This is a genomic window from Streptomyces sp. NPDC043870 (assembly GCF_056435785.1).
Map to the genome: position 1 here is coordinate 25,233 of NZ_JBWKDT010000034.1, position 22,177 is coordinate 47,409.

Here is a 22,177-nt window from a genome sequence, read left to right on the forward strand (position 1 = left end):
AGACCGGTAGCCACTGGACACAGGACGGAGTCCCGCGCGGACCAGGCGCCCGGTAGCCAGTACGTGCACGACCGTTCCTGACTGTTCGTCAGTTCTGTAATCTGACTATGCGTCAGTTGACTTGGCCGACGAGCAAGGAGCGGGCGGAACGATGCTTGGATCGACCCACGGCACCCTTACGACCGATCTCCGCGCCCGGGTGGTGGCCTGCGGAGAGCAGCCCCGTAACGCCGTCCACGACACCGCGGCGATCACCGCCGTCGCCGGTGATCTGGACGTCAGCGGCCGCCCCCTGTACGCGCCCGTCCCTGATCTCGACCGGTTCTTCCGGCCCGAGTCCGTCGCCGTCATCGGCGCCTCCGACGCCGAGGGCAGGCCGAACACCGGGATCACCCGGCAGCTGATCGGCTGGGCCGAGCGCGTGGGCGCCCGGCTGCATCCGGTGCATCCGACCCGCACCGTCGTCTTCGGGCTGCCCTGCGTCCCCTCCGTCGCGGACCTGCCCGAGCCGGTCGACCTGGCCGTGCTGCTCGTCGGCGACCCGCTGCCCGTGATCGAGGAACTCGCCCAGGCAAAGGTGAAATTCGCCGTGGCCTTCGCGTCAGGGTTCGCCGAGACAGGTGAGGCGGGCGCGGCCGCCCAGCGGCGGCTCGCCGCGGCCGTGGAGCGGTCCGGGCTGCGCCTGCTCGGGCCGAACACCAACCTCAATGCCTTCGAGCAGTTCCGCGACGACCTCGAAGGGCCCGCCATCGCGCTGATCACCCAGTCCGGCCACCAGGGCCGCCCGGTGTTCACCCTGCAGGAGCTGGGCGTACGGCTCTCCCACTGGGCGCCCACCGGCAACGAGGCCGACCTGGAGACCGCCGACTTCATCTCGTACTTCGCGGGGCGGCCCGAGGTCGGGGCCATCGCCTGCTACGTGGAGGGGCTCAAGGACGGCCGCTCCTTCCTGCTCGCCGCCGACCGGGCGGCCCGCGCGGGCGTCCCGGTCGTGGCGGTCAAGGTCGGCAGGACCGAGACCGGTGCACGGACGGCCGCCTCACACACCGGCAAGCTCACCGGCGCCGACCAGGTCGTGGACGCGGCGATGCGGCAGTTCGGAGTGATCCGCGTCGACGGACTCGACGAACTCCAGGACACCGCCGCCCTGCTGGCCCGGGCACGCAAACCGCGGACCGACGGCGTCGTCGTCTATTCGATCTCCGGCGGCACGGGCGCGCACTTCTCGGATCTCGCGACCGCGGCCGGACTGCGGCTGCCGCCGCTGTCCGAGGCCAAGCAGGCAGAGCTGCACCAGTGGATACCGGAGTATCTGAACGTCGCCAACCCCGTGGACAACGGCGGCCACCCGGTAGGCGACTGGCGCGGCCGGAAGATCATCGACGCGATCCTCGCCGACCCGCAGGTCGGCGTGCTGATCTGCCCGATCACCGGCCCCTTCCCGCCCATGAGCGACAAGCTCGCCCAGGACCTCGTGGACGCGGCCGAGTCGACGGACAAGCTGGTGTGCGTGGTGTGGGGCTCGCCGGTCGGTACGGAGGAGGCGTACCGCACCACACTGCTCGGCTCCTCGCGGGTTGCCACCTTCCGCACGTTCGGCAACTGCATCACCGCGGTCAAGGCCTACCTCGACCACCACCGCTTCACCACCGGCTACCGCTCCCCCATCGACGAGGCGCCCCGCACCCTCTCCCCCTCCTTCCGCAAGGCGCAGGCCCTGCTCCGCCCCGGCCACCGCCTCAGCGAGCACTCCGCCAAGCAGTTGCTGCGGGCGTACGGCATTCGCGTACCGCGCGAGCAGCTGGTGACCAGCGCGGCGGCGGCGGTACGGGCCGCGGGCCTGGTCGGCTATCCGGTGGTGATGAAGGCGTCCGGCACCCGGCTCGCGCACAAGACCGAGCTCGGCCTGGTGAAGATCGGGCTGACCTCGGCCAGCCAGGTGCGCGACGCGTATCGCGATCTGACCGACATCGCCCGCTACGAGAACGTCGACCTGGACGGGATCCTGGTCTGCCAGATGGTCGAGCGGGGCGTCGAGATGGTCGTCGGCGTCACCCAGGACGCCCTTTTCGGGCCGACGGTGACGGTCGGCCTGGGCGGGGTGCTGGTGGAGGTGCTCCAGGACGTGGCGGTCCGCGTCCCGCCGTTCGGCGAGGACCAGGCCCGCTCGATGCTCGGCGAACTGCGCGGGCGGGCGCTGCTGGACGGGGTCAGGGGCGGGCCTCCGGTGGATGTGGACGCGCTCGTCGAGGTCGTCCTGCGGGTCCAGCGGATGGCGCTCGAGCTCGGCGGGGACCTCTCCGAGCTGGACATCAACCCGCTGATGGTGCTGCCGCGCGGGCAGGGAGCGGTGGCGCTGGACGCGCTTGCCGTTTGCCGCTGAGCGAAGGACGACCGCCAGGCCGACGAGCACCAACAGGCCGAACACGACGACGATCAAAACGAGAACGAAGACGAAGACGAACCGGAGCCGCACCCCCATGACTTCCTCCCCCGAAGAGTCCGTTGAGTCATTGGTACTGCACGCCACTGACAACGGCGTCTCGTGGATCACCCTCAACCGGCCCGCGGCCATGAACGCCGTCACCTGGGCCCAGCGGGAGCGGATCATCGCGCTGCTCTCCGACGCCTCGGCCGACCCGGAGGTACGGGCCGTCGTGATCACCGCGACCGGCAAGGGCTTCTGCGCCGGAGCGGACCTGCGCGGGGCGCCCTCGTCCGGGGAGCGCGTACCGGGCGATGTCGCCCGTACGATCCGGCTCGGCGCACAGCGCTTCATCGCGGCCGTACTGGACTGCGAGAAGCCGGTGATCGCAGCGGTGAACGGGACGGCCGCGGGAATCGGCGCCCATCTCGCGTTCGCCTGCGATCTGGTCCTGGCCGCCGAATCCGCCCGGTTCATCGAGGTGTTCGTACGGCGCGGGCTCGTCCCGGACGGTGGCGGCGCGTATCTCCTGCCGCGGCTGATCGGGCCGCAGCGCGCCAAGGAGCTGATGTTCTTCGGGGACGCGCTGCCGGCGGCGGACGCCGAGCGGATGGGGCTGGTCAACCGGGTCGTGGCGGCGGAGGACCTGGAGAAGACGGCCCGCGAATGGGGCGAACGGCTCGCCCAGGGCCCGACGCGGGCCCTCGCCCTCACCAAGCAGCTCGTGAACGCGTCTCTCGACACCGACCGCGCCACCGCGTTCGCCGCCGAGGCGTCGGCGGTGGAGATCAACATGACCACCGGCGACGCGAACGAGGGCGTGGCGGCCTTCGTCGAACGCCGCACGCCCACGTACCGCGGGCGCTAGACAGCGTCGGCACCACCTGACTTGCGTCCTCGCCGAGCAGGCCGAGCACGCCGAGCGCGCCGGAACTCGGGTTCTGGCTCAGCTTCTGGCTGAGGCCGTTCACAGCGGGCTGAAGCGGAAGACCTGGTCGCCGGCCCCGGTGCATTCGGCCTGGATCGCCTCGGCTCCTTCTGTGCGGGGAGGCAGGATGCCGATGCACATGCCGCTGTCCATGGGATGCAGTTGGTATCCGCTGCCGGAGGGCTCCAGGCGGTACTGCTGGCCGAGGGCGTCGGTGCAATCGCCCGGGGACAGCAGTTCCGAGCCCTCAACGGGAGCTTCATCGACACCCAGGCAGCCCGGTCCGTGCTGCGGGTGGTTCCACTGGATGCGGTAGATCTGCTTGCCGAGGGATTCGAGGTAGACCCGCGGCTGGGGTGCCTCGGCGCAGGAGCGCTGTACGGCGATCTCGCGATCGGTAGTGCCGTTGCGTTCCCGGCCTTCGGTGATGCACAGGCTGGAGGAGCTCGCCGGGTGCATTCTCACGAAGCCGGCCTTGGGCATTCCCGCAGGGGCGGGGGTAGTGGGCGCAGGGTTCTTGGTCGGGGCCTTGGTGGGCCGGGTTGTGGGGCCGGGCAGCGGCGCAGTGTCCGTCTCGTTGCTGCCGGACGGGGAGGCATTGGGCGACGTGGAGAGCGACGGCGAGGCGGAGGAAGAATCGGACGGCGTGGGGGCCGAGGGGCTGATGCGGGTGGGCGGGGCGGCATCCGTCTTGTCGCCGCCGGGTTCGGCCCCGGGCAACAGGGCGAACAGGAGGACCCCCGCGACGGCGCAGGCGCTGGTGATGGCCACGGGCAGGGTGCGGTTGCGGCGTCTGGGTTCGTCGGCCTCGGACATCGGCCGGGGAGGCGACGGCGTGGTGGGCGCGGTCTCCTCCTCGGGGCCCTCCGTGGTGGTGGATGCCTGGGCAGTCGTGCTGATGTCGGCGCCGGCGGCCGTGTCCGAGGGTGTCTCGCTGCCGGAACCTGTTGCACGGTCCGTGCCCATGTCGGCGCCGGCGGCCGTGTCCGGGAGTGTCTCGCTGTCCGAAGCGGTTGCGGTGTCCGTGCTGGTGGCGGCGCCGGCGGCCGTACCCGAGGGTCTCTCGCCGTCCGGAGCTGTTGCGGTGTCCGTGCTGGTGGCGGTGGCGGCCCTGCCCTTCGGCGGGCCATCTTCCCTACCGCCGACGCCGTTTGGGGCCGCGCGTTCCATGCTCATCGCGAGCCGGCGGCGGGCCTGCACCCAGGCGTCGATGGTGGCGGCGTCGCCGCCGCAGGCGCGGACGAAGGCGATCAGGAGCTCTTCGCGGGGGAGGTCCTGCCGTGCCAGAGCGCCGGAGATCGTGGCGCGTGGCAGCGCGTCGCCGGCGTCGTCGGCCTTGCGTTCCAGCTGCCGGTAACTCAGGTCGGCCCAGCTGCGTAACTGGCGCATCGTGGCCACGAATTCCGCCGGTGTACGGGCGGTCTTCGGGTCCGGCCCGGCTTCCCCCATGTCCCCTCCTCGATCACACGTGCTGAGGAGAGTAGTGCGCAGGCGAGGGGAGAGAGGAACCGGCACGGGCAGCTGGAGCACGGCGGTATACGTCTTCATCGTCGTCCTCTCCGCGATCAGTGGATGATGTGCCGGTAGCTGACGACGTCGGAGGGATCGGTCAGCGGTGCGATGGTGACGGTGCGGCCGAGGCGGGGGGCGTGGATGACCTTGCCGTCGCCGATGTAGAGCTGGACGTGGCCGCCGCCGCGGGTGATGACGAGGTCGCCGGGGAGGAGCTTGGCGCGGGTGGTGGCCTTCCCGGCGTCGACCTGGTCCCAGGTGGTGCGGGGCAGCTTCACCCCGGCCTTCTGCCACGCGCGCATCACCAGGCCCGAGCAGTCGAAGCCGCGCGGTCCGGTGCCGCCCCAGACGTAGGGCTTGCCCACTTGGGCCTTGGCGAAGGCGACCGCCGCGGCGCCGCCCTTCGGGGGCCGCTTCTTGCCCGCGGTACCGGGCTTCTTCGGCGCAGGCGCGGGCCGGTGGGATGCATCGCCCCTCGGCTCGTGACCGGTGGGGCCGGCCGCGGACGGCACGCGCAGCGTGTCGCCGGCGTAGATCAGGGTCGAGGCGCCCAGGTTGTTCAGCTTCTGGAGGGCTTTGACGCTCGTGCCGTGCTTGTGGGCCAGGGCGTAGAGGGTGTCACCGGGCCGCAGCGCGACCTTCTTCACCGCGGCGGGCCTGGCCGCGTCCCGGCCGGGGCGGGGCTCGGCCGGCTTGTCGGGGTTCTCCACCGGATGCGGCAGTGGCGGCAGCGGCGGCTCGGGGGCGGTGGGGTCCTGGGGCTCGAGACTCGCCGGCGGCCGCCCAGCTGACGACGACCCGTCCGGCTCGTGTACGGCCAGGCCCGCACCGAGCAACAGGAACAGCGCGAAGAGCACCATCAGGAACGGAATCGCCCACCACACCTCCCGCTCGCCGCTCCTGCGCGAGGTGCGGGCCCTCGGGCGCCTGTGGGAAACGAGGGCCCCTGCGCGCCTCGGCGCCTGTCGACCGCGCATCGTCAACGTCTGCTGTGTCATCACAACCTCCTTCACCGGCCACGGAGTTCGCGGCCCGAAAAGGAGGCTCTTCCGCCTCGAAGGTGTCCCGCCAGATCTTCAGGAGTCCCGGACAGTCCGGGTCCGTCCGGCGGTGGAAAACCGTTGGCGACGGTGGGCGAAATAGACGCGGACACCGCATCTGACCAGCACAGACGAGTCCGGACTGTCTCGGCCGCCGGATTCCCTTGCCCGGCCCCGGACCTGGCGGCGACGCTTCTTGCACCGCCCCGCACGGCCAGGCGGCGCCCCCAGTCGAAGGCGCCGCCACGCGCTGCCGGGCCGGCCCTGCCGCCCGCTGGTGTCGACGACCGCAGGCAGGCGCAACCACAGCCGAGGCCACGTCAACAAGCCCGGCTCATCCCGCACCAAGCCCTCAGCTCAAGGAGCATCAGCATGCGTATCGCACGATCCCGGAAGACCCGCTCGCTGGCGGTGGCCGTAGCTGCCGCGGGCCTCTTGGCCGGCGGCGTCACCGCCGCTGCCGCGGGTGTCTTCACCACCGACGAGGCCGCCGAGAAGGCTACCGACACAGTCGCCGTCGCGGCCGCGGAGCACTCGCAGAGGCAGTCCAGGTTCTACGGTACGTTCCGGGCCTTCGACGGGTGCCCGTACCTCGTGACCTCGGGCGGCAAGCACTACTACCTGCCGGGCTACACGATCGGCGGCAACGGCGCCCTGTACAAGGAGTCGACCGGCGGATTCATCGCCCATCGCGGCTGGAAGATCCAGGCCAACGGAACCAAGTACTTCAAGCCCCTTGGCCGCCGCACCACGCTCTGCACGACGTGGGGCGACCAGTGGCGCATCAAGGCGAAGTCGATCTACGCCCTCGAGCACTGAGCCAGGCGGCAGCCAGGGGTCCCCGCCTCGCTGCGAAGGACCCCGAACCCGCCCCGCCGCGCCCCGTCCTGTCGCCGCCGCCACGCGCTGCCCGGCCGACCCTGCCGCCCGCTGGTGTCGACGACCGGGGCGAGCAGCCGTCCACAGGGCCGCCCCGGGGCGGGCGCCCCGGGGCCGTTACAGCATCCACTCGTTTCCCGAAGGAGCGTGCATCAGCATGCGTATCGCACGAGCACGAAAGACCCGAAAGCTGGCGGTGGCCATTGCTGCCGTCGGCCTGCTGGCCGGCGGCATCACCACCGCCACCACGGGCGCCGCCACCAACGAAAAGTCCACCGACACGATCGTCAACACGGCGGCGCAACAGTCACAGAAGCAGTCCAAGGCCCGGGGCCGGAAGGCAGAGCGCTGCCTGACCGACACCGCGCACTACGAGGTTCGCAATCACTGGGTGAACATCAAGACCGCCGATCTCAAGATACGCATCACGCGGTGCGTGAATGCGTCCGGGGCGCTGACATCAGGCACCACATCTCGCATCTTCGCCACGACGACGACAGCCGGCGACTTGCTGTACGGAGTCACGGTCACACCAGAGACCGCTCCCGCCGTCATCAAGGCGACAGGAAGCCAGTACATCCTGCAACAGGACGTCGAGCACAAGACCTGCCTGGGCACCAAGTACGGCCCGTGGTGCTACCACAACAACATCACGTTCACGATCACGGTGAACAAGACAGGCACCAAGTGGGAGGTGAGCAGCAAGGACACGAGCGGCGACGACGACATCGTGCCTGCCTGACCCGTCCCAAGGCGGGTTCACCCTCGCCGTCGCCGGACTGCTCGGGGCTTCGGCCCCGAGCCACTTCAGAGCCTCGGCGCTGTCAGAACAGCGGGATCACCTCGGTCGTCGGCGCCTCGCCGTCGGCGTCAGGGAGCTCGTCCTGATACGCCGTGGCGTCGACGGCCGGGACCCTGGTCATGCTGCCCTCGCAGAGGACCAGGGCCCGGCGGTTGCGCTTGTGGTCGTGTACGGACACCATCCCGAGCGCGCTCGTCGGCGCGCCGGCGTAGATGCCGCCGCACACAGGGCACTCCACCCGCGGATACCTGGCCATGTGCCCAGTGTCGTACAGGACACTGACAACCGGCGGAGCAACCGGCGCCACGGCATCGCGGTCACTCACCGGGCTCGGGCTCCGGGCCGGAGGTGCCGGGCGAGCCGAGCGGCACTCCGCTCCCTGCTCGCCGCCGAGGCCGCGCACGACAAGTACGCCGCGGCAACGAGCCGGACGGCGCCCAGCATCCGTCACTTCCTGTTCGACACCTCCTGTTCGGCGCTGCGGGCGGCGGCGATGAACGCCGTGATCAGCTCGGGGCTCTTGACGCCCCGGCTGATCTCGATCCCGCTGGAGACGTCCACACCCCACGGACGGGCCCCACGCACCGCCTCCGCCACATTGTGCGGACCGAGTCCCCCGGCGAGCAGCCACGGCAGGCCGGGCGCCGGCAGCCGGCTCCGCGACCAGTCCCATACTTCGCCCGCGCCCGGCACCGGAGCGTCGAGCAGCAGGATGTCCTCGCCGCGCTCCCCGTGACGCGGCACGTCGCCCCGTACGGCGACCCCGCGGATCAGGGTCCGTCCGGCCGGCCGCAGCGCGTCGTAGAAGGCGAGATCCTCGTGCCCGTGCAGCTGTACGGCGCGCATCCCGCTCGCGTCCAGCAACTCCCGGACCTCCTCCAGGGGCTGGTCGCGGAAGACTCCGACCGTCATGATCCCCTCCGGTACCCGCCGCGCCAGCCTGCGCGCGGTCCCGGCGTCGACGCGGCGCGGGCTCTCGGCGAAGACGAAACCGATCGCGTCGGCGCCCGCCTCCACGGCGGTGTCCACGTCCTGCTCGGTCCGCAGACCACAGACCTTGATGAACAATGCGATGCCCTTCTGCTGCTCCGCGGCTGCTGCGGTCGCGCCCGTCCCACCGCTGCTCCACAGCCGCCGCAGCCCTCCGCCGCCACGCTACTCGGCTTCCGCCGCAGGACCCACGCCGTCAGTCCTTCCACAGGATCCACAGGTCCCCCGCGTCCGGATCCGCCTCGCTCGAACAGGCGTGGGCGCGGGCGCTCCTGATCAGGCGTTCGCCGCCTCTGCTGCGGAAAGCTCGGGCCTGCTGCCCACCGGCACGAAAACCGGCTCCTCAGGTGTCATTGCCATGCCATAGGCTGCGCTCGGCCGCGCATCACGCGTCGATGAGCGACGTGGGGGGATCGCGCGCTGCCTTTCTTCTTCTCCCGGCCTTACGCCGGATTTCTTCGTGGGGGTACGAATCACTGTGCGCATGCGCAGCATCTCGGCCGCGACCGCGCTCGCGGTCCTCTTCAGCTCGGTGGCACTGGCCGCGAGCACGGCGGGCACGGCAGCAGCCGACTCCGCCAAGGCCCTTCCGCTCTCCGCCGTCGGCGACATGGTGGTGGACGGCGTGCACCAGCGCGTCTTCATCAGCGATCCGCAGCGGGGCCAGATCATCTCCACCGACTATGCCGGCACGGTCCTCGCGACTGTCAGCGCGCTGCCCGGCGTGGAGGGACTCGCTCTCAACTCTGCGTCGGACCGCCTGTACGCGGCCGTCCCGGGCAGCGACGCCATCGTGGCGCTCGACACGGCGACTGCCGCCGTGAGCGGCCGGTTTCCCATCGGCAGCGGTACCGACCCGCGCAGCCTCGCCGTCATCGGTGACAAGGTCTGGTTCGGGTACGGCCCGGCCGGCGACGGGGACATCGGCTCTCTGGACGTAGCGGGTACCGAGCCGGTCGTGGCTCTCGACCAGGCGCAGACCAGCGGCTGGTACAGCGCGCCGCTGCTGGTCGCGCCTCCGGGCGCGCCCGGCAAGCTCGCGGCGGCGGACCGGCACGGCTCGCCCGGCGTGCTGCGCGTGTACGACGTCACGTCGGGCCAGGCGACCCAGACCGCGGCGGCCGGTGCCTCCGGCCGGATCGCCGACGCCGCGTTCACCCCGGACGGCAGCAAGATCATCACCGCGACGCCGGGTGGCACCCACACGGTCTGGCAGAGCTCCGACCTGTCCGAGGCCGGCGCGTACGAGACCAAGACGCACTACGCGAACGGTGTTGCCGTCGCCGCCGACGGCGCGATCGCGGCCGGCACCGACTCGTGGTACGAGCCGGACGTGCACGTCTTCCTGCCCGGTGGCACGAGCCCGGTGCGGCGTTACGACTTCCCCAACACCGGGACCTCCAGCGGCGCCGACACCCTCGCCGAAGGTGCCCTGGCCTGGGAGCCGGCGGGCCACCGCCTGTTCGCGGTGTCCGGCAACAACCAGGGCGTGTACTCGCTGCGCTCCTTCACCGACGCCACCAAGTCGGTGCCGCAGATCACGGTGACCGCCCCGTCCACTGCCAACCGGGCGCAGGCGCTCACGGTCAAGGGCAAGGTCACCGCGACCGTGCCGCTGCCGGCCGGGACGCCGCTGACCGTGACCCGGTTCGACGTGGAGACCCCGGCGGGCAAGGCGCTGGCTCCGGTGAAGACGGACGCCGCGGGCGCGTTCTCGTTCGCCGACACCCCGCTGGCCGGCGGAAAGGTCACCTACAAGGTGTCGTTCGCGGGCGACGCGACGCGCACCGCGGCCTCCGGCTCCGCGTCGGTCGAGGTCTCCCGTGCGGCGGTCTCGCTCACGCTGAACCAGAACGGCAGCGTCCACGCACAGGGCGCCGACGTGAAGTTCACGGCCCGGCTCGGCAACACGTACAAGAACCGCGTCGTCGAGATCTGGACCGACCCGTACGGTGCCGACGCTCCCAAGCGGCTGCTCAGGCGGGGGACGGTCGACGCCAACGGCTACCTGTCGGTGGTGGTGGACATGACCCGTGACACCACAGTCACGGCCGTGTTCGCGGGCGACGCCCGCTACGCATCGAAGACCGTGAAGTCGACCGCTTACGCGAAGGTGCGGATCGCGACGACGCTGTCCGGGCACTACAAGACCGGCACGATCAACGGCGTCGGGCACCACTACTTCCGCAAGACCGCGAACCCGCTTGTCACCACGACCATGTCGTACTACGCGGGCCGCAAGCAGCGGCTGGAGCTCCAGGTGTACTACCAGGGCCAGTGGTACAGCAGCAGCGAGTACTTCGCGCTGAGCACCAGCGGGGTCTCCCGGGTGAACCTCGGGGCGCCGGGGCAAGCCGGAATCCGCGCCCGCGTGCGCTCGTCGTACATCGACCCCTCGTCGGGCGACAGCGCCAACTACACCACGCACGGCGGCTGGAAGTACCTGTACTTCACCAACTGACCGTCGTGGAGCCCGGCTCCGCGTGCTTCACAGCTCCGCTCCACAGCTCCGCTCCGCGGGCGGTCATGCCGCCGCCTGCGGAGCGGCCGAGCCGGCGACGGCTGCCCAGCGCGTGTGCGGGTCGGGGCCGTGTCAGTAGGCGGAGACCTTTCCAGGCGCAGGCCGGCCGGACCGGAAGGTGCGTGCCGGACACCGGCACAGCCGGCGGCACACCCCTTCCTATCTGACGATCCGTCAGCTTCAATGGAGGGGTGATGGGACATGCCGGGATGGCGGCCACCGCCGTCCGCTACCTCAGGTCGGTGGGCGCCCCCGCGGCCACCGAGCCCTTCGACGCCCTGCCGCGCCCGGAGCTGCGCACCGTCGGCGACGACGAGCGGCTGCCGGTCGACTCCGGCGAATTCCGCCGCGTGCTCGGCCACTTCGCGAGCGGCGTCACCGTGATCACGGCCCAGGACCCCGAGGGCGCCGGCCCCGCCGGCTTCGCCTGCCAGTCCTTCGCCTCCCTGTCCCTCGACCCGCCCCTGGTCGCCTTCATGGTCGCCCGTACGTCGACGACCTGGCCGCGCATCGCCCGCGCAGGGGCGTTCTGCGTCAACATCCTGGGCGCGGACCAGGGCGAGCTGTGCCGCGCCTTCGCGGTGAGCGGCGCGGACAAGTTCGCGGGCGTCTCCCACGCGCCGGCCCCCGTGACGGGATCACCGCGGCTCGACTCCGTACCGGCCTGGATCGACTGCACGATCCGCACGGTCCACACGGGCGGTGACCATCTGATCGTGGTGGGGCGGGTGGAGGCGCTGGGCGCGGAGCGGGAAGGGGAGCCCCTCCTGTTCCACCGGGGGCGCTTCGGGCGGTTCAGCGCCTGAGGGTCAGCGCCGCGTCAGCTCCTCACGTGCCATGCGAAAACCCTTGTTCGTGGCCCCGGTTGGGGCGTTGAACACGACCGTACGAGGGTCACGCACAGCCGTCCATGCACGAACGTGGGTATCCACGTTGTTGCATGAAGTGCCCGAGGGCGGATCAGTCGGGCGTCTACCTAGGCGCCCAGCACGAACGCGGCCGTCGCGACGAACCAGGCCCGGTGGATGCGGCCAGGCGCACGGCCGCCACGGCGAGCACGGTGTAGATCGCCGCTGTGGCGGCGCCGGGCCCGAGGAGCAGGAGCCCCACGCTCCAGTCGAAGCTCCCTGCCAGAACCAGTACGACGAGAGCCAGAACGGCGGCGATCGCGATACCGCACCGTGTGCCGGCCTCGCCGGCGGCATCAGTGCCGCTGACGGCCGGCCACCTGGCACCGGCCGCACTCAGGTTCGTGACGCAGTAGAGGCCCAGCACCACGGCCGCGGCGTATCCGGCGGCGGCTCGCTCGGCTCCGGCAGGCGGGGTGTGGCTGAGCAGCAACGCATACAGCACCACCGGCGGCGCCAGAGCGGCGGCCGCACGCCCCGCTGTCTTCATCGCCGTGGAGGAGGGCCCTGCCACCACGCCCTCCAGCCCCACCCACCCGAAGAGCAGCGGCACCACCGCGAGGGGACCGAGCCAGGCGGTCTCCAGGGAGAGCCATCCCAGCCACCATGCCCCGACCAGCACCAGCACCATGACCAGGCGAAGCCGCAGCATCCAGACCGGCGGCTTCACCTGGAGCAGTGCCAGCGCCGCCGCGACGGCCAGCACCGCCCCCGCGGTGACTCGGGCGGCGGCGCCGTCGGCGGAGAACTCGCCCGCCGCCGCCACCACCGCCGCCTGACCCACCGCGAAGCCCGCGAAGTACAGCCCCTGCACGGCGCGGGCGGCGGCGGGTCCCAACCCTGCGTGCACGAAGGCAACTTGCCCACCGGCCTGCGTGCCCCCCGCCCTTGCCAGCACCAGGCACCACAGGTAGACCAGCCCGGCGACCGCGAGGGCGGCACCGGACGCCGGTGCCAGGGCGGCCGGCACCAACAAGGTTCCACCGCCCAGGACCGCGCCCGTGGTGCCGAGCGAGGACGGCGGACGCGACTTCGCCACCGGTGCCGCGGGTGCGTGGCTCACAGTTGACGGAAGAACGTGGGCAGCTGGGCGGTGACCTCCTGTCCCGCGGCGACCAGCGGCCCGTCGGCACGGTCCGGCCACCCGGGCATCCGGGTCTCGGCGGACACCTCAAGACCCAAGTGCGGGGCCAGGAAGGCTGACCAGCCCGGCATCAGCGGCGCCGACAGCGACGTCACCAGTGCCAGCGCCTCCACATGCGTGACCAGGCGCCGGGCGTACGCGTCCTTCGCGTCGTCGCTGTGCTCCGCGGCGGCCCGCGACCGCGCCAGCGCCGGCAGATCGCCGACGCCACGATCGACGGCGTGGGCGAGGGCGGCGGCCGCGGCCTGCGGCGACAGCGACTCCGCGGCCAGGGTCGACGCGATCTCGTCGGCCAGTCCGTCGAGTACTTCCGCGAGCGGCCCCGTGTACGCCCCTGCGGCGGCGACGGCGGGCACGGCGGAGCCGAAGTCCTCACCGAGCAGGTGGAGCACGGATTCGGCCCACCGCTCCGCACCGTCGACGAGGAGCGTCTCGACAGTGTCCGCGAACTCCTTGGCCGCGAAGTTGGTCTGCTCACGCTCCGGGCCGGTCAGGCACAGGTGGAAGCGCAGTGCGTCCGCGGAGACCTGACGCAGGAACTCCCCTCCCCACACCGCGTGGTTACGGCTGGTGGAGAACTTCTCGCCCTCCAGCCGGTAGAACTCGTTCGTCACGACCTGGCTCGGCAGGGTGAGCGTGCCCTGCGCCATCAGCAGAGCGGGCCACAGCACCGCATGGGAGAACGAGCAGTCGAAACCGATGAAGTTGACGATCTTCGTCTCGGGATCGGTCCACTGCCGGCGCCACAGCTCCGGTTCGCCCTCGGCCCCGGTGAGGCAGGCCGTGGCCGCGATGTATCCGAAGATGCCGCTGAACCACGTGTCGAGGATGTGCCCGTCCCACTCGGCGAGCGGCACCGGGATGCCGTAGTCGGCGATCCGGCTGATCGGGGTCAGCGGCAGCTCGCGGCTCAGCAGCGTCTCCAGGTAGGCGGTCAGGCGGGGACGCCATTCGGCCTGGGCCTGGGCCCGCTCGTAGTAGTCGAGGAGCTGCCCGCGGTAGTCCTCCAGCGGGAAGCAGATCCGGTCCAGGGTGCGCAGCTCGGGCTCTTCCCAGCAGCTGGTGCAGCGCGGCGCGGCGAGGCCCGCCGGCTCCTGCGGCAGGCCGCACGCCTCGCAGTAGACGCCGTCGGACGGGTCGCCGCAGAACTGGCACTCGCCGCGTACCTCTGCCTCGTACAGGTGCCGCTCGCAGCCGGCGCAGTAGAAGACCGGCAGGTTCCGGACCACCAGCCGGTCCTGCTCCCACAGCGAGGTGAAGAACTCCTGGACGACGGCGGTGTGGCGGGGGTTGGTCAGCGGGCGGGTGAACCAGTCGTGGTGCATAGCCCCCAGGGACAGCGTCTCCTCCATCCGGTTGCCGAACCGGAACGCCGTCTCGTAGGCGGTGGAGCCGATTTCGGCGGCGCGCCGCGGGACGTAGCAGGAGTGCTCATCGGAGTAGCCGACGTGGCGGACGTGGTGGCCGCGCTGGCGCAGGTGACGGGTGAGGACGTCGGCACCGAGGAAGGGCCCGGACAGATGCCCCAGGTGCAGGTCGCCGTTGGGGTTGGGCGGGGCGCTGGTGACGATGTAGGTGCTCATGAGGCTGTGGTTCCTTCAGGTATACGGAGGACGTCGCCCTCGGGGCGGTCGGTGTCGTCGGGCAGCAAGGCCAGGGCGCCGGCCTCGGCCGTCGGGGCCTCGATCGGCGGCTGCGGAGGTCGCAGCACGCGAGAAGCGGCTGCCGTGACGCGGGCGTGGGGCGGCAGGTCGTCGAGGACCACGGAGTGCGCGCCGATGCGGGCATCGATGCCGACGGTGACGGGACCCAGCACACTGGCTCCGGTACCGATGATCACGCCGTCCTCGATGACGGGATGCCGACGGGAGCCGGCCGGCCGGCGCAGGTCCTTCCACCAGCCCACCGAGCCGAGCGTGACTTGGTGGTAGAGCATCACGTCGTCGCCGATCCGTACGGTTTCTCCGATGACCACGGCGCTGCCGTGGTCGATGAAGAAGCGGCGGCCGATCTCCGCGCCGGGATGGATCTCGATCCCGCTGACGGACCGCGCGGTCATCGACACCGCGCGTGCCGTGATGCGGTGCCCGCGCCGCCACAGCCAGTGCGCGAAGCGGTAGCTCCACAGGGCGTGGATGTGCGGATACAACAGGGCCTCGCGTCTGCTGCGGGCGGCCGGATCCTTCGACAGGATCGTCTCCAGGTCCTCACGCATCAGGAACAGCACCGACGGCCGTGCCTCACGCACCGTGCGCTTCCTGCGTGCCCTTTTCGACTCCCGTCGGCCCGTGGGGCGCTCACATGTGGTCATAGGGCGCCTCCGGCACGATCGGCCGGCCACCGAGGAACCGCTGAGGCCGGTAGGGCTCGAGCAGCTCCTGGGTGGCCTTGCCGATGACCGCACCGCCCTCCGTGATCTCTCGGACGGCCAGCTCCGCCACGGCCGGGGCCAGCTTGAAGCCCCCACCGCTGAAGCCCAGCGCCAGATACAGGCCCTCGGGTCCCGCGGCGCCGACGACGGGCCGTCTGTCGGGGGTGTACCCGTCCAGGCCGGAGCGGGTCCCGACCAGCGGGGCCTTGGCCGCGGCGGGCACCCGGCGGGAGATCGCGGCGACCGCCGCGTCGACCTCCTGCGGCGTCAGCGGGGCCACATCGTGGTCCAGCCGCACGTCCGGGTTGCTCGGCACACCGAAGTAGAACCGGTCCAGGCCTTCGGGCCGGAAGTAGCCGCCCGTGGTGTCGTCGATGCAGGTCGGCACGGACGCCAGCGAGCCGCGTCGGCCCGCACCGGGCAGTGAGGCCTGGGCCAGGCCGATACGGCGCGCGGTCACCGGAATCTGAATGCCCAGATGCGCGGCCGGAGCGGACCCCCAGGCCCCGCTGGCCAGGATCACGAGCGGCGACTCGATCAGCCCGATCGAGGTCTGCACGCCGGTGACGGCGCCGCACCGCTCCACGACCCGTTCCGCCCGCACCCCCTCGGACGGGCTGACGCCCAGGCGGCGGGCCGCCGCGAACAGCGCGCCCGCCGTCGCTGCCGGGTCGGCGTAGCCGCCCTCGGGCTCGTACGCGGCCGCGCCCACCCCCTCAACACTGAGTCCCGGGTACAGGGTGCGGACCTCGTCGGTGCCGATGACCTCGGACCGGCGGTGGCCGGCGACCGCGCCGACCCGCTCGCAGTTCTCCCGCAGGGCCTCCGTGTGCTGCTCGCCGACGAGCATCACGAAACCGGTGCGGCGGTATCCGCAGTCCCCGCCGATGACCTCGGCCCAGTGCTCGAACACGGGCAGGCTGCGCGCAGTGAGCGCGGTGTCCGGGCTCACGGTGTGGTGCAGGCGCAGCAAACCGCCGGAGCGTGACGTCGCTCCCTGGGCGGCGGTGCGTCCCTGATCGCACAGGACGACACGTCCCAGGCCGGAGAGGCCGAGGTGGTAGGCGATGGCAGCTCCGATGACTCCACCGCCGATGACGACGGCGTCCGCCGGCTGCGGGGCGCTCACCGGTCCGTCCCGGTTCCGGCCACTGCATCGGCGATGCCGAACTCGGCCGCCCAGTACGCGCGTTCGGCGGCGACCGCGTCCGCGCCGCCCCACCAGATGCTGACGAACCGCAGCCGGGTGCTGCCGTCGTTGGTCAGGTCGTGATCGAGGAACGGCGTGATGAACACGGTGTCGCCCGCGCCCACCCGGCGCGTCTCCTCGCCGATGCGCATGACGCCGCTGCCTTCGGTGATGAAGAACATCTCATTCTCGTCGTGCGAGTGCGCCGTCGAGGTGTCGCCGGGCGCCACATCGACCCAGGCTCCGCCCCAGAAGGGCTCCTTGACCGCCCCGTCCCACGGGAAGATCCGCCGACCGCTGACGTTGTACTCCGCCTCGAACGTCATGTCCTCGGGGCGGGTGGTGAATATGTGCATGGTGTCTCCGTTTCGAAGCGGCGTGCGTCAGACGGTGGCCGGCTGCGGCGACAGCGGCCGGCGGTCGAGGACGCGGCGCAGGTCCCGGTGGATGGTGTCGGCCTTGTCACACATCTGGCTGAAGGACGTGGCACTGCCGATGCCGTGCCGCCACTCCGTCATTCCGTCGAGGTAGATCCCGACTTCGCAGTCGGCGGTGGTCTCGGCGCGAAACGCCCGTGTGACGTTCACGCGGCCCTCCCCGTCTCGCCGGAGGTAGTCCGTGAACGGCTCCAGCTGGGAGGGAAGCTTCGGCTCCCGGTAGCCGGTGCAGAGGATCACCGCGTCCACGTCGAGCGTGCCCGTCGCACCGGTGAAGACCTCCGTGGTGGTCAGGCGCACCCCGGAATCGGTGACGTCCACCCGCGTGACGTCGGTACGCCGGTGCATGTGCAGGCGCTGGACGCCGGTCAGCCGGTCCTGGTAGACCGCCTGGTACAGGGCGGTGGACACGTCGGGATCGACGGCCGAGTAGTTCGTGGCACGTGCCTGGTCGAGGGCCTTCTCCCGCACGGCGCCGTCCAGCGAGTAGAAGTAGTCGGTCGACTCGGGGAAGTAGACCTCGTTGCTGAAGTGGCCCAGCTCGTACATCTTGAAGCCGCCGTGCCGCACGAGCGAGTGGATCTGCGCGCCCGGATCCTCGCCGGACAGATGCAGCACGATCTCGCCGGCGGTCTGCCCGGCGCCGATGACCGCGAACCGCTTCGGCTCCCGGTCCGAGCCGCGCAGGGCGGCCATGCGGGGCAGGTACTGCGCCGCATGGAAGACACGCTCACCGACGGCGTCGGCGAAGACCGCCGGCACGTGGGGCCGGTGCCCGGTGGCGAGGGCCACGTTGCGCCCGTAGTGCTCGTGCACGCTGCCGTCGCGGGGGTCGCGGCTGACCACTCGCGCGGTCCGCACCACGCCGTCGGCGTCCGCGACCGGCTCGATCAGCAGGACCTCGCGGTGGTACTCCGCGGGCGTCCTGACCTGCTCGGCGGCCCACTGCACGTACTCCGACCACTCGAGCCGGCTCACATAGCCGCCCAGCAGCGTGAACGGGTAGAAACGGCCGCTCTGCTGAAGGAAGTTGGGGAAGGTGAAGCGCGAGCGCGGATCGCGCGGGGTGGCCAGATCGCGCAGGAAGTGATGCTGGATGTCGGTGCCGGGCAGCACCTGGTGGGGCTGCCACGCGGAGGTGGCGGCACGCTCCAGGTACGCGGCACGCAGCGCGGGTGTCGCCGGATGGGCGTCGTCGTGGTCCTCGATGGCCGCGGCCAGGGCGATGCCGGACGGGCCGAAGCCGGCCACCACGATGTCATTGATCTGCACGGTGAGTACCTCTGTCGGAAGTCGCGTCGGCGGCGGGCGGATCAAGCCGCGACGGGCGCCGGCACGTCGACGTCGGCGAGGGCCGCGGAGGCGGCGCTCAGGCGGGTGGCGAGAGCGTCGGACAGCGTCCCGGCGCGCAGCGACAGGAGGCTGAAGGATCCGGCGTCACCGATGCCGTGGCTCGACTCGCACAGACCGTTCAGGAACAGCGGGGGCAGCGTCTCGCCCTCGCGCGGGGCGAGCGCGTAGTCGTATCCGACCCGCAGGCGGCCGTCGTCCTCGGTGGCCAGCCGGTCGTGCAGCGGCTTGAGCAGGGCCGGGCAGAGCTCCTCGTGGGCGCCGGGGCCCAGGTTGCGGAAGCCGGTGGCCAGGACCGCGAAGTCGACGCTGTCCGCGGTGGACTCGCCCGTGATCAGTTCGGTGAAGTCGAGGCGGACCTTGTCTCCGGTGACGGCCACCTTCGTGGCCTGGTGATTGCCGCGGACGAAGACCCGCTGATCGCCGTCGAGCTCCTGCTCGTAGATCGTCGTGTACAGCTCCTCCAGCACGTCGCCGTCGGCCGAGGAGTAGTTGGTCGGCTGCATGTACCGGTCCAGGGCTCGGCGGTTCTCGGCCGAGGCGTTGAAGTAGTAGCGCGTGAACTCGGGGAAGTAGCCCTCTTCGCTGAAGGGGCTGGTGTCCTTCTGCCGCAGCGAGTGCGAGCGGCTGTAGGTGACCACCCGCGTCCGCGGGAAGCGGCGGTGCAGGTCGAGGGCGAGTTCCACGGCGCTCTGGCTGCCGCCGACGACCGCGACGGCCTCCGGGGCGCCGCCGGCGGTGAGCTGCTCCAGGCGCGGCAGGTACTGAGTGAGGTGGAACACCCGCGAACCGAGGGCGGTGTCGTACGGCTCCGGGATGTACGGGGTACGGCCGGGAGCGACCACGAGCGTGCGTCCCAGGTAACGGTCGCCGCGCTCGGTAAGCACCTCGTACAGCCGCTCGCCGTACTGCTCCACCGTCCGGATGGAGGCGGCGCGCTGGTCGCAGTCGACCTGGTGCGAGAAGAACGAGGCGGCCCAGCGTATGTAGCCGGCGTACTCCTTGCGCAGCGGGAACGGCACGGGCTGGTTCAGGTGACGCAGCAGCCTGCCCTGCTCGTGCAGGTAGTTCAGCCAGCTGTAACGGCTGCGCGGGTTGCGCAGGGTCACGAGGTCGCGGCTGGGGTGGTTCTGGATGTCGGACCCGTCGAGCAGCATGCCGGGCTGCCACTCGGGGGTGGGGCGGGCCTCCAGGAAGCGGGCCGTCAGATGCGGGTACCGCTCTTCGAGCGCGATGGCGAGGGCGATGTTGGCGGGGCCGAAGCCGATGCCGAGGATGTCATGGACGGGAGTGCTGGTGGTCACGCGAGCCTCCGAGGGGCGAGCAGGTGTGATGCCGGGCCGAGTACGGGAATGCGACAGGGCGCGCGGTCAGCGCTTCGCCTCGGCGGCGGGCGGTGCGGGCATCGCGCACACCAGCAGGCAGGCACAGCCCGCCAGGGCGGCGCTGGCCAGGGTGGCGGCGGTGTAGTTGCCCGTCAGGTCGGCGAGGCTGGCACCGGCCTGGCTGCCGATCGCGGTGCCGGCCGCGTGGATGGCCCAGACGAGACCCATGGCGGTACCGCGGATGGAGACGGGCAGGGACTTCGCGGCCCACATGGTGGTGGCCACCACGGTGGCCAGGTAGCTGATGCCGAAGACGACGCCGAAGGCCATGGCGGGGACGGGTTCGGCCGAGACGCTCACCAGGAGCATCGCGCTACCGCGCAGGGCGTAGGCCGCGATGAGTACCGACTTGATCAGACCGCGGTCGCACAGCCAGCCGGCGAGGAGGCCGCCGGCGACCTCGAAGACGCCCAGCAGAACCAGAGCCGTCGAACTGGTCGAGTGGCTGCCGCCGTGGTCGTGCACCATCGGCACGAAGTGCACGTCGATGAAGGCCATCGTGACACCGCACGAGAAGAACGCCAGCGCCAGGGCACGCAGTTCACGAGCGGCGACGGCCTTGCGCAGCCGCTCGACGAAGGACACCGGCCGCGCGGGCTCCGGTGCGGTGTCGGCCACGGCGGGCGCGTCCTGCGACGCGCTGGTGACCTTGGACGCCTGGCGGGCGGTCAGCATCGCGAGCGGAGCCAGGACCAGGAGGAACACCAGTCCCGTGACGAGCAGCACCGATTCCCAGGACGCCTTGGTGTCCAGCCAGGACCACAGCGGCACCAGCACGATGAACCCGACGGCCGCGCCGTTGGTGAGCAGGGCGTACAGCAGGCCCTTGCGTCCGTCACGGAACAGCTCGTCGACCAGGACGCCGAGCGGCACGAACGACAGCATGGCGAAGGCGAACGCCGCCACGATGCCGTAGACGGTGACGAACAGCCACAGCTCCCCGGACAGCGCACAGCCGATGAAGGCGGCGCCCGCCAGAGCGGTGCCGAGGGCGAGCGTCGCCGCACCCCCGATGCGGTCGGCCAGGCCGCCGACCAGCGGTGAGGCCACCGCGGTGGCGATGGCGAAAAGGGTCGTGGCCGTGGCCAGAGCACCACGCGAGCTGTCGAAGGAGTCGGCGATCGGCAGGAAGTACACCTGCACGGTGTTCTTGAGCGCCGAGCCCGCGAGGGAGAGGAGGAAGGCCGCCGTGGCGAGAACGATCAGCAGGATCCGGGTGCGTGCCTGATTCGAGGTCGGCGACGGCCTGGTTGCCGTGGTGGTCATGTCAGTTCCTGGGGTCGATGTGGTGGGGTCCCGTGTACATGGGCCGGCCGGATCAGGCGTGCACCGCGCCGGCGGGCTGCGCGGCGTTGCGGGCGTTGCGCAGCCGGTAGGGGCTGCCGTCCGCGGTGAAGGGCTTGATGAAGTCGAAGGCTTCCGGCGACGGACCGCGGTTGTTGAGGAGTTCCAGCCGGTCGCAGGCCTCCTGCCAGGTCGGTACGGTGCCCTCCGGAACCCACCAGGCCGCGTACAGCCGGTGGGGAAGGTGCACGAACCACTCGCGGCGGTTGCGCAGCGCGTGCAGGTGCACGTCCGAGTAGGCGTAGGCGTGCACCGACTCCAGGTCCTCCCAGACCGAGAGGGTGGAGGCGCGGGTGTCGGTGTCGTCCTCGCGGCCGCCGGTGTAGAAGGACGGAGCGGCGAACATGCCCCACTCCCCGTAGTCCCGGCCGAAGTTGGTCCACTTCGTGGTCACCGTGTCCACGGCGGTGGCCCGCGCGACGAATCCGGGGCTGGTCTCGGAGGCGCCGAAGACGATGGGCTCCAGCTCATTGAACGTGTCGTTGTCCACATGCGCGTAGGGCTGCTTGAGCACGGCGAAAGTGGTGAAGGCGACGTAATGCTTCATGACGGGACTCCAGCAGGCAGAGGGCAGGGGCACGCGAAAGAGAGCAGGCGGAGGCCGGCATCCGAGGGTGCCGGGAGGGAAGGCGCGGACGTTCACATGCCGGCTTCCGGTCTGCCGCGATCTCCCTGACGGAATCTCCGTGTTCACGGCGACGGGCATCAGTCTTGCCGGAGCGGGACAGCCGTGTCACCCGTGAGGGGCGGCACACAAGTGTCATGGCAAGAGCATGCCTCGCCCGGGCAACGCCGCTGGTAGGGCCGTTTCGAGTGCGATATCGGGCGGTGGGTCCCGGCACGGGGGGGGGGGGGGGGGGGGGGGGGGGGGGGGGGAGGGGGGGGGGGGGGGGGGGGGGGGGGGTTGGGGGGGTTTTTTTTGTGGGGAGGCGGACCCACGTCTCGGCGCGGT

Annotated in this window: 19 protein-coding genes; 6 read left to right on the forward strand and 13 right to left on the reverse strand. The window is 71.3% G+C overall.

Annotation, left to right across the window (positions count from 1 at the left end; all coding sequences use genetic code 11):
- Positions 1–151: 151 nt before the first annotated feature.
- Both AC0699_RS30550 and AC0699_RS30555 read left to right on the forward strand, forming a co-directional pair.
- A complete protein-coding gene (locus AC0699_RS30550; RefSeq protein ID WP_478666834.1) occupies positions 152–2,383 on the forward strand; it encodes an acetate--CoA ligase family protein in 2,232 nt (743 codons plus the stop codon).
- 97 nt (positions 2,384–2,480) lie between these two features.
- Positions 2,481–3,293, forward strand: coding sequence for an enoyl-CoA hydratase/isomerase family protein (locus AC0699_RS30555; RefSeq protein WP_478666836.1), 813 nt, complete (start codon positions 2,481–2,483; stop codon positions 3,291–3,293).
- 99 nt (positions 3,294–3,392) lie between these two features.
- Here the strand turns inward: AC0699_RS30555 and AC0699_RS30560 are convergent, their stop codons facing one another.
- Together AC0699_RS30560 and AC0699_RS30565 are read right to left on the reverse strand one after the other, a co-directional pair.
- Positions 3,393–4,802: an RICIN domain-containing protein gene (locus AC0699_RS30560; protein WP_478666840.1), complete on the reverse strand. Its 1,410-nt coding sequence runs from the start codon at positions 4,800–4,802 to the stop codon at positions 3,393–3,395.
- 116 nt (positions 4,803–4,918) lie between these two features.
- Complete coding sequence (locus AC0699_RS30565) at positions 4,919–5,863, reverse strand: C40 family peptidase (protein ID WP_478666843.1); 945 nt, start codon at positions 5,861–5,863, stop codon at positions 4,919–4,921.
- A 414-nt stretch (positions 5,864–6,277) separates the two neighbouring features.
- On the opposite strand from AC0699_RS30565, the gene AC0699_RS30570 reads away from it, so the two are divergent.
- Entirely contained in the window at positions 6,278–6,724 is a 447-nt protein-coding gene (locus AC0699_RS30570; RefSeq protein ID WP_478666847.1) for a hypothetical protein, read from the forward strand.
- Between the two features lie 217 nt (positions 6,725–6,941).
- Positions 6,942–7,526 carry a hypothetical protein gene (locus AC0699_RS30575; protein WP_478666851.1) on the forward strand — a complete coding sequence of 195 codons (585 nt, stop codon included), beginning with the start codon at positions 6,942–6,944 and terminating at the stop codon, positions 7,524–7,526.
- 82 nt (positions 7,527–7,608) lie between these two features.
- On the opposite strand, the gene AC0699_RS30580 is transcribed toward AC0699_RS30575, so the two are convergent.
- Both AC0699_RS30580 and AC0699_RS30585 read right to left on the reverse strand, forming a co-directional pair.
- Positions 7,609–7,842 (reverse strand): hypothetical protein, encoded by a 234-nt coding sequence (locus tag AC0699_RS30580; protein ID WP_478666854.1) that lies wholly within the window; start codon positions 7,840–7,842, stop codon positions 7,609–7,611.
- Between the two features lie 191 nt (positions 7,843–8,033).
- Entirely contained in the window at positions 8,034–8,660 is a 627-nt protein-coding gene (locus tag AC0699_RS30585) for a phosphoribosylanthranilate isomerase (RefSeq protein WP_478667005.1), read from the reverse strand.
- A 400-nt stretch (positions 8,661–9,060) separates the two neighbouring features.
- Between AC0699_RS30585 and AC0699_RS30590 the strand changes: the two genes are divergently transcribed.
- Both AC0699_RS30590 and AC0699_RS30595 read left to right on the forward strand, forming a co-directional pair.
- The gene (locus AC0699_RS30590) at positions 9,061–11,037 is read left to right on the forward strand and encodes a YncE family protein (protein WP_478666858.1); all 1,977 of its coding nucleotides are present in this window, start codon (positions 9,061–9,063) and stop codon (positions 11,035–11,037) included.
- Between the two features lie 269 nt (positions 11,038–11,306).
- Positions 11,307–11,903: a flavin reductase family protein gene (locus tag AC0699_RS30595; RefSeq protein ID WP_478667009.1), complete on the forward strand. Its 597-nt coding sequence runs from the start codon at positions 11,307–11,309 to the stop codon at positions 11,901–11,903.
- A 166-nt stretch (positions 11,904–12,069) separates the two neighbouring features.
- On the opposite strand, the gene AC0699_RS30600 is transcribed toward AC0699_RS30595, so the two are convergent.
- The 9 genes from AC0699_RS30600 to AC0699_RS30640 all read right to left on the reverse strand — a co-directional run bounded on the left by AC0699_RS30600 (position 12,070) and on the right by AC0699_RS30640 (position 21,772).
- The gene (locus AC0699_RS30600) at positions 12,070–13,068 is read right to left on the reverse strand and encodes a hypothetical protein (RefSeq protein WP_478666861.1); all 999 of its coding nucleotides are present in this window, start codon (positions 13,066–13,068) and stop codon (positions 12,070–12,072) included.
- Positions 13,065–14,732 (reverse strand): class I tRNA ligase family protein, encoded by a 1,668-nt coding sequence (locus AC0699_RS30605; protein WP_478666865.1) that lies wholly within the window; start codon positions 14,730–14,732, stop codon positions 13,065–13,067. Before AC0699_RS30605 ends, AC0699_RS30600 begins: the two co-directional genes overlap by 4 nt.
- Positions 14,729–15,397, reverse strand: coding sequence for a serine O-acetyltransferase EpsC (epsC, locus tag AC0699_RS30610; RefSeq protein ID WP_478666868.1), 669 nt, complete (start codon positions 15,395–15,397; stop codon positions 14,729–14,731). Before epsC ends, AC0699_RS30605 begins: the two co-directional genes overlap by 4 nt.
- A gap of 49 nt (positions 15,398–15,446) precedes the next feature.
- Positions 15,447–16,649 (reverse strand): NAD(P)/FAD-dependent oxidoreductase, encoded by a 1,203-nt coding sequence (locus tag AC0699_RS30615; protein WP_478666872.1) that lies wholly within the window; start codon positions 16,647–16,649, stop codon positions 15,447–15,449.
- Entirely contained in the window at positions 16,646–17,065 is a 420-nt protein-coding gene (locus AC0699_RS30620) for a cupin domain-containing protein (protein ID WP_478666876.1), read from the reverse strand. Before AC0699_RS30620 ends, AC0699_RS30615 begins: the two co-directional genes overlap by 4 nt.
- 27 nt (positions 17,066–17,092) lie before the next feature.
- Positions 17,093–18,418: a SidA/IucD/PvdA family monooxygenase gene (locus AC0699_RS30625; RefSeq protein WP_478666880.1), complete on the reverse strand. Its 1,326-nt coding sequence runs from the start codon at positions 18,416–18,418 to the stop codon at positions 17,093–17,095.
- Positions 18,419–18,459: 41 nt separating this feature from the next.
- A complete protein-coding gene (locus AC0699_RS30630; protein WP_478666883.1) occupies positions 18,460–19,800 on the reverse strand; it encodes a SidA/IucD/PvdA family monooxygenase in 1,341 nt (446 codons plus the stop codon).
- A 66-nt stretch (positions 19,801–19,866) separates the two neighbouring features.
- The gene (locus AC0699_RS30635) at positions 19,867–21,147 is read right to left on the reverse strand and encodes an MFS transporter (RefSeq protein WP_478666885.1); all 1,281 of its coding nucleotides are present in this window, start codon (positions 21,145–21,147) and stop codon (positions 19,867–19,869) included.
- Between the two features lie 52 nt (positions 21,148–21,199).
- On the reverse strand, positions 21,200–21,772 hold the full coding sequence (locus tag AC0699_RS30640; RefSeq protein ID WP_478666888.1) for a DUF3291 domain-containing protein: 573 nt from the start codon (positions 21,770–21,772) through the stop codon (positions 21,200–21,202).
- Positions 21,773–22,177: the final 405 nt, after the last annotated feature.

Excerpts from the sequence above, each read along its gene's own strand:
- AC0699_RS30550 (WP_478666834.1), top strand. The coding sequence starts at position 152 with ATGCTTGGATCGACCCACGGCACCCTTACGACCGATCTCCGCGCCCGG.
- AC0699_RS30555 (WP_478666836.1), top strand. The coding sequence starts at position 2,481 with ATGACTTCCTCCCCCGAAGAGTCCGTTGAGTCATTGGTACTGCACGCC.
- AC0699_RS30560 (WP_478666840.1), bottom strand. The coding sequence starts at position 4,802 with ATGGGGGAAGCCGGGCCGGACCCGAAGACCGCCCGTACACCGGCGGAA.
- AC0699_RS30565 (WP_478666843.1), bottom strand. The coding sequence starts at position 5,863 with ATGACACAGCAGACGTTGACGATGCGCGGTCGACAGGCGCCGAGGCGC.
- AC0699_RS30570 (WP_478666847.1), top strand. The coding sequence starts at position 6,278 with ATGCGTATCGCACGATCCCGGAAGACCCGCTCGCTGGCGGTGGCCGTA.
- AC0699_RS30575 (WP_478666851.1), top strand. The coding sequence starts at position 6,942 with ATGCGTATCGCACGAGCACGAAAGACCCGAAAGCTGGCGGTGGCCATT.
- AC0699_RS30580 (WP_478666854.1), bottom strand. The coding sequence starts at position 7,842 with ATGGCCAGGTATCCGCGGGTGGAGTGCCCTGTGTGCGGCGGCATCTAC.
- AC0699_RS30590 (WP_478666858.1), top strand. The coding sequence starts at position 9,061 with ATGCGCAGCATCTCGGCCGCGACCGCGCTCGCGGTCCTCTTCAGCTCG.
- AC0699_RS30595 (WP_478667009.1), top strand. The coding sequence starts at position 11,307 with ATGGCGGCCACCGCCGTCCGCTACCTCAGGTCGGTGGGCGCCCCCGCG.
- AC0699_RS30605 (WP_478666865.1), bottom strand. The coding sequence starts at position 14,732 with ATGAGCACCTACATCGTCACCAGCGCCCCGCCCAACCCCAACGGCGAC.
- AC0699_RS30620 (WP_478666876.1), bottom strand. The coding sequence starts at position 17,065 with ATGCACATATTCACCACCCGCCCCGAGGACATGACGTTCGAGGCGGAG.
- AC0699_RS30635 (WP_478666885.1), bottom strand. The coding sequence starts at position 21,147 with ATGACCACCACGGCAACCAGGCCGTCGCCGACCTCGAATCAGGCACGC.
- AC0699_RS30640 (WP_478666888.1), bottom strand. The coding sequence starts at position 21,772 with ATGAAGCATTACGTCGCCTTCACCACTTTCGCCGTGCTCAAGCAGCCC.